This window comes from Longimicrobium sp. (assembly GCA_036377595.1).
Classification (GTDB): Bacteria; Gemmatimonadota; Gemmatimonadetes; order Longimicrobiales; family Longimicrobiaceae; genus Longimicrobium.
Genome location: DASUYB010000120.1, coordinates 45,379 through 51,867 on the forward strand (window position 1 = coordinate 45,379; position 6,489 = coordinate 51,867).

General features: G+C 74.1%; 6 protein-coding genes. All 6 read left to right on the plus strand.

What is annotated here, in order from left to right:
- The first annotated feature begins 291 nt into the window (after positions 1-291).
- The 6 genes from VF092_21010 to tsaD all read left to right on the plus strand — a co-directional run bounded on the left by VF092_21010 (position 292) and on the right by tsaD (position 6,272).
- On the plus strand, positions 292-1,095 hold the full coding sequence (locus VF092_21010; protein ID HEX6749785.1) for a thiazole synthase: 804 nt from the start codon (positions 292-294) through the stop codon (positions 1,093-1,095).
- An 8-nt stretch (positions 1,096-1,103) separates the two neighbouring features.
- Positions 1,104-2,420: a 16S rRNA (cytosine(967)-C(5))-methyltransferase RsmB gene (gene rsmB / locus VF092_21015; protein HEX6749786.1), complete on the plus strand. Its 1,317-nt coding sequence runs from the start codon at positions 1,104-1,106 to the stop codon at positions 2,418-2,420.
- Positions 2,417-3,370, plus strand: coding sequence for a PASTA domain-containing protein (locus tag VF092_21020; protein HEX6749787.1), 954 nt, complete (start codon positions 2,417-2,419; stop codon positions 3,368-3,370). Before rsmB ends, VF092_21020 begins: the two co-directional genes overlap by 4 nt.
- A gap of 241 nt (positions 3,371-3,611) precedes the next feature.
- Positions 3,612-4,175: a TlpA disulfide reductase family protein gene (locus VF092_21025; protein HEX6749788.1), complete on the plus strand. Its 564-nt coding sequence runs from the start codon at positions 3,612-3,614 to the stop codon at positions 4,173-4,175.
- Between the two features lie 4 nt (positions 4,176-4,179).
- Positions 4,180-5,226 (plus strand): hypothetical protein, encoded by a 1,047-nt coding sequence (locus tag VF092_21030; GenBank protein HEX6749789.1) that lies wholly within the window; start codon positions 4,180-4,182, stop codon positions 5,224-5,226.
- Positions 5,223-6,272 carry a tRNA (adenosine(37)-N6)-threonylcarbamoyltransferase complex transferase subunit TsaD gene (tsaD, locus tag VF092_21035; GenBank protein ID HEX6749790.1) on the plus strand — a complete coding sequence of 350 codons (1,050 nt, stop codon included), beginning with the start codon at positions 5,223-5,225 and terminating at the stop codon, positions 6,270-6,272. The genes VF092_21030 and tsaD overlap by 4 nt, the downstream gene beginning before the upstream one ends.
- Positions 6,273-6,489 lie beyond the last annotated feature (217 nt).

Here is a 6,489-nt window from a genome sequence, read left to right on the forward strand (position 1 = left end):
ACAACGGCACAAAGTCCCTGCGGGACTGCGGCCGCGGCATCCGCGTGACGCACCGACATTCGTCCCGCGCTGAGTTCTCCCCCGCCCCTGCGAAGCGGGGGAGGGGGCCGCTCGCGGCCGCGCGAATGTGGGTGATTGGGCTCCGAACCAAGCCCACGCTGAGTATCACCCTCCCCCCAGTCGGGTTTGGGGGGAGGGTCGCGCGAAGCGCGGGGAGGGGGGCCTCCGCGCCGCGGGCCGCGCCGGGATCTGGTTGTCCGGCAACGATCTAGAATTTTCTGGAGGGGATACATGGCAACGCTGGTCGCCGAGCCGCAGGTGGGAGAGGCGCCGCTGGTCATCGCCGGACGGGCGCTGCGCTCGCGGCTGATGGTGGGCACGGGGAAGTACCGCACGAACGAGCTGATGGTGCGCGCCATCGAGGCGTCCAGCGCCGAGGTCGTCACCGTCGCCGTGCGGCGGGTCGATCTCGATCGGACGAAGGAGGAGGGCGTCCTCTTCCATCTCGATCCCGCGCACTATCTCCTCCTCCCCAACACCGCCGGCTGCTACACGGCGGAGGACGCGGTCCGTTACGCGCGCCTGGCCCGCGCCGCCGGCTTCACCGACTGGGTGAAGCTGGAGGTGATCGGCGACCAGGAGACCCTCCTCCCCGACGCCGACGCCACGCTGCGCGCCGCGAAGGAGCTCGTCGCCGACGGCTTCACCGTGCTCGCCTACACGAACGACGACCTGATCACCGCGCTGCGGCTGGAGGATGCCGGGTGCGCCGCGGTGATGCCGCTCGCCTCGCCCATCGGCAGCGGCCTGGGCCTCGTCAATCCCTACAACGTGCGGACGATCAAGTCACGCCTCTCCGTCCCCGTCATCGTCGACGCGGGCGTGGGGACGGCGTCGGACGCGGCGGTGACGATGGAGCAGGGGGTGGACGGGATCCTGATGAACACCGCGCTGGCCGAGGCGCAGGACCCCGTCCGGATGGCGCGCGCGATGGCGCTGGCAACGGAGGCGGGGCGGCTGGCGTACCTGGCCGGGCGGATGCCGCGGCGCGAGCGGGCGGTGCCCTCGTCGCCGTCGGCGGGGATGCTGGACTGACGCGCGCCGTGGCCGCCGGCCGGGTCACCGCGTCGCGCCAGGCTGCGCTGGCCGTCCTCCAGCGCGTGCGCGGCGGCGACCTGGCCGACCGCGCGCTGGATTACGAGGCGCAGCGGCTCGATCCGCGCGACCGCGGGTGGACGCAGGAGCTCGTCTATGGCACCCTGCGGCTGCGCGGCCGCATCGACCACATGCTGGGCGCGCTGGTCCGCGACGGCCTGGGCTCGCTCGACCCCGAGGTGCTGGACGTGCTCCGCCTGGGCGCCTACCAGCTGCTGGAGATGGAGAGCGTGCCGCCGTACGCCGCCGTCTCGCAGTCCGTCGAGCTGGCGCGCTCCGCCGGCGCGGCGCGCGTGGCGGGGCTGGTGAACGGCGTGCTGCAGAACCTCCAGCGGCGGCGGGACTCGATCCGCTTCCCCGACTTCGCGCGCGACCCCGCGGCGCACCTGGAGACGTGGGGATCGCACCCGCGCTGGCTGGTGGAGCGGTGGATCGCCCGCTGGGGCGCGGACGGCGCGCGGGCGCTGGTCGAGGCCGACAACCGCCGCCCCGAGCTGTACCTCCGCCCGCTCGGCGTCTCGGTCGACGACGCCCGCGCGCGGCTGGGCGAGGCGGAGATCGCGTCCGAGCCGGTGGAGTTCGCGCCCGACTCGGTCCGCATCCTCCCGCCCGCGACGGCGGCGGAGGCGCTGGCGGCGGTTCCCGCGGTGGTGCAGGACCCCGCGGCCGCGCTCGTCGTCCGCTACGCCGCGGTCCCCGCGGGCGCGACGGTGCTCGACCTCGCCGCCGCACCGGGGGGGAAGGCGCTGGGGATGGCCGAGCGCGCGGCGCGCGTGGCGGCGGCGGACCTGTCGCCGCGGCGGATCGCGCGGGTGGCCCAGAACGCGGCGCGGATCGGCTGGGGCGGGCGCATCGGCCCCGTGGTGGCGGACGGGAGGAATCCCCCGTTCCGCGCGGCCGACGCGGTGCTGCTGGACGCGCCGTGCACGGGGACCGGCACCTTCCGCCGCCACCCCGACGGGCGCTGGCGGGTGACGCCCGACGACCTGGCCGCGCTGGCGGCGTTGCAGCGCGAGCTGCTGGAGGCCGCCGCGCCGCTGGTGAAGCCGGGCGGCGTGCTGGTGTATTCGACGTGCTCGCTGGAGCGCGAGGAGAACGAGGAGCGAGTGGAGGCTTTCCTGGCGGAGCACCCCGAGTTCGAGCCGAGGCCGGAGCCCGGCGCCGTCCCCGCGGACGTCGTCGACGCGGCCGGGCGGCTGTGCGTGCTGCCGCAGCGCCACGGCGTCGACGGCGCCTTCGCCGCTCGGCTGGGGAGGCGCGGGTGAGGTCGGTGATCCGCCCCAGGCAGCCCGCCCGGCCCGGCGGGCGCACGGTCCGCCAGCGGGTGAAGGCGTACTTCGACGAGCGCAGGCTGCTGAAGTACATCATCTACTGCGGCCTGGGCGGGTTCTTCCTCGGCTACCTCTTCATCACCATCCTCTTTTTCCCGGGCTTCGGGCGCTCGGCCATCGTCACCGTCCCCGACGTGCGCGGGAAGCCGATGTCCACCGCGCGGCGGGAGCTGGACCGTGCCGGGCTGGAGGTGCAGCGCGGGCCCACGCTGAACCATCCGCACATCCCCGCGGGGCGCGTGCTGAGCCAGGTGCCGCTCCCCGGGCAGGAGGCGGCGCGGGGGAGCGCGGTGCGGCTGATCGTGAGCGCCGGCCCGGACCGCCGCGCCATCCCCTCGATCGCGGGGATGGACAGGGACGAGGCGATCGGGCTGCTGCAGCGGATGGGGTTCCAGGTGCGGCTGCGCACCGTGCAGAACATGAAGGAAGAGGGAACGATCCTGGGGATGGAGCCGCGCGCCGGCGCGCAGGTGCCGATGCCGGGGATCGTGGTGCTGACGCTGAGCGCCGGCCCGCCGAAGATCGTCACCCCGGGCGTGCTGGGGATCACGCAGGACGAGGCGGCGGCGCGGCTCGAGGCGGCGGGGCTCAGGCTCGGCCGGATCACGTACGACCCCGCCTCCACCGCGCCGCTGGGCGACATCGTGGCGCAGAGCCCGGAGGCGGGCGACAGCATCCGGATGGGCGGATCGGTGCGGATCACGCTCTCGGGCGTGGACCCGAACCCCGCCCCGCCCCCCGCGCCCGTCGACTCCGCGGAGGCGACGCCCGACACCATCTTCCTGGGCGAAGAGCAGAAGGCCGAGCCGGCACCCTCCCCACCGCCCACCCCGCCGCCGGGCGACGGGGCGGGGAAGGGGACGGGCGCGGGTACGGGAGGGTAGGGCCGGCGCGGACGGGGTTCCCCCCACCCCCGGCCCCTCCCCCACGAGGGGGGAGGGATGGGGGAGGGGAGACCCCAGTGCGGACGCTGGCTTCGGCGCTGAGTGCTCCCCCGCCCCTGCGAAGCGGGGGAGGGGGCCGGGGGGAGGGGGCCGCCCGCGGCCGCGAATGCGCTCGCCTGACGGATCGGGGATCACCCCGTGTTTCCCGGCGGAAGATCAGGTTGATCTAAACGAAGAGACGATGAGCAACAGCAATCGCCGGCAGTGGATCATCGTGGGGGCCGTGGTGGCCCTGCTGGCCGTGCTCGTGGGCGTCGGCTGGATGGCGCGCGGCCGCTTCCTCCCCGTGGAGGTGGGCTCGTCCGCGCCCGAGGTGCACGCCACCGACCTCCGCGGCCGCCCCGTCAAGCTGAGCGACCTGCGCGGCCAGGTGGTGCTGCTGAACATCTGGGCCACCTGGTGCGGCCCCTGCCGCCAGGAGATGCCGTCGATGGAGCGCCTCTACACGCAGCTGCGCGGCGAGGGGCTGAAGATCATCGCCGTCAGCATCGACGCGGGCGAGGGGCAGGTCGATCCCGACGGCCACGCCGGCGGCGACGTGGCGGGCTTCGTGAGCGACTACGGGCTGACGTTCGACATCTGGCGCGATCCCTCGGCCCGGATCGGGCGCGACTACCGCACCACCGGGGTGCCCGAGAGCTTCCTGGTGGACCGCGACGGGAGGATCGTGAAGAAGGTGATCGGGGCCACGGAATGGGACGACCCGGCCAACGTGGACCTCATCCGCCGGCTGCTGAAGGGGTGACGGGGTGCGGCTCTCGCTGCGGCGGCTGACGGCGCGCTGGAAGCTCAAGCTGACCGCGCTGGCGCTCGCGATCCTCCTCTGGGTCGTGGTCAGCGCGGAGCAGACGGCCACGCAGTGGATCCCCGTGCGCGTCGATCCCGTCGTGCGCGACCCCGAGTACGTCCTCGCGGGCGGGCCGGACCCCGCCGTGGTCCGCGTGCGCTTCCGCGGCCCCGGGCGCGAGCTGTGGGAGCTGGCGCTGGAGCGCCCCGTCCTCGTCCTCCCCCTGCGCCAGGTGGGGAACGCGCGCTCGTTCGCCGTGGACCCGGCGATGGTGAACATCCCCGAGGGGATCCGGAACGTGCAGGCCATCGACGTCCGCCCCGCCGTGGTCCGCCTCGAGCTGCAGCGCCTGGCCACCCGCACCGTCCCCATCCGCCCGCACGTCGGCGCGCGCTCGCTGCAGCGCTACATCGTCGGCCCGTCGCCCGAGGTCATCCCCGCCACCGTGCGGCTGACCGGGCCGGAGGACGCGCTGGCGCGCATCGACCACGTCCCCACCCGCTCGTTCGAGATCGTCCCCGACGACAGCGCGTTCAGCCAGCGCGTGGGCCTCGACACCACCGGGCTGCGCGGGATCACCCTCTCCACGCAGGAGGTGCGGGTGCGCGGGCGGGTGGAGCGGCGCATCGACCGCGTCTTCACCGTCGTTCCCGTCACCGTGCCGGAGGGGACGGCGAGCGACGTCTCCCAGGTGCAGGTGCGCATCGCCGGGCCCGACCGCGTGGTGCGGGAGATCGCGCCGCCGTCGCTGCACGCCGTGGTCCGCCGCGACTCGCTTCCCGCGCGCCTCCCGCCCGAGGGGATGCTGGCGCCGCTCGTGGTCGAGGGCCTTCCCGCCGGCGTCCACGCGGCGACGGTGCCTCGCCACGTCCGCGTCTTCCCCGCGTCCGCCGCCACGGCCACGCCGCCGACCGTCGCTCCGCCGCCGGCCGCCCCGTCTCCGCAGCCCGCGGCGGCGCCGGGCGCCCTCCCGCCGCCCGCTCCCGCCGCGCCGCCGAGGCCGCGGTGAGCGGGCCGCTGGTGCTGGGGATCGAGACGTCGTGCGACGAGACGTCCGCCGCGGTGCTGCGCGGCGACGACGAGCTGCTGGGGCACGTGATCTTCACGCAGGACATCCACCGGCTCTATGGCGGAGTCGTTCCCGAGCTGGCCAGCCGCGCGCATCTCCGCACGCTGGACGACGTTGTAGACGGCGCGCTGCGCGAGGCGGGCGTGGGGCTGGGGGACGTCGACGCCTTCGCGGTGACGGCCGGACCGGGGCTGATCGGCGCGCTCCTGGTCGGCGTCGCCTGGGCCAAGGCGGCGGCGTGGGCCGAGGGGAAGCCGGTGGTCGGCGTGCACCACATGGAGGCGCACCTCTTCGCCACGGAGTTGGAGAACCCGGGCGCCCGGCCGCCGTTCGTCGCGCTCCTCGTCTCCGGCGGGCACACGATGCTGCTGTGGGTGCCTGCTTGGGGCGAGTACCATCTTCTCGGAGCGACGCGGGACGACGCGGCGGGCGAGGCGTTCGACAAGGCGGCCAAGCTGCTCGGCCTCCCCTATCCCGGTGGCCCGTCGATCCAGAAGGCGGCGATGGAGGGCGATCCGAAGCGCCACCCGCTCCCGCGCCCGCTCCTCAACCGCGGCCAGCGTCCGGGCGACGCCGAGTACTACGACATGTCGTTCAGCGGGCTGAAGAACGCGCTCCGCCTCCTCGTCCGCGACCTGGAGAAGGAAGGGAGATTGGCGGACGAACTCCCCCACGTCGCCGCGTCGTTCCAGGCCGCGGTGGTGGACGTGCTGGCGAGCAAGACGCTGCGCGCGGTGAAGGAGACGGGATGCCGCCGCGTCGTCCTCGGCGGCGGCGTCGCGAACAGCCGCGCGTTGCGTGAGGAGATCAAGCGCCGCTTGGGGAAGGACGGCGAGCTGTACGCTCCCTCGCCGCGCCTGTCCACGGACAACGCCGCGATGATCGCCCGCGCCGGCCTCTTCCGCCTGCAGCGCGGCGAGACGTCGGGGCTGGAGCTCAACGCCCGCGCGGATCTACCGTTCCCGGGGATGGTGAAGGGGATGTAGCGCGGCTCGCCCCGGTCTTCGGCGGGGCGAATGAAACGCTTGGTGGGAATCTAAACAAAGTGATAGACGAAGGTGCCTGTGCACGGTAAAGTTCGCCAAGGCAAAGACCTATCCCCGCAAGGACAGGAGCGAACCTATGCTGTGCACAGACACCTTCGTGGTTGAACTGTACTGCTTGGTGGATGACTTCTGCAAGGGAACGCCACCCAGCTTCGTC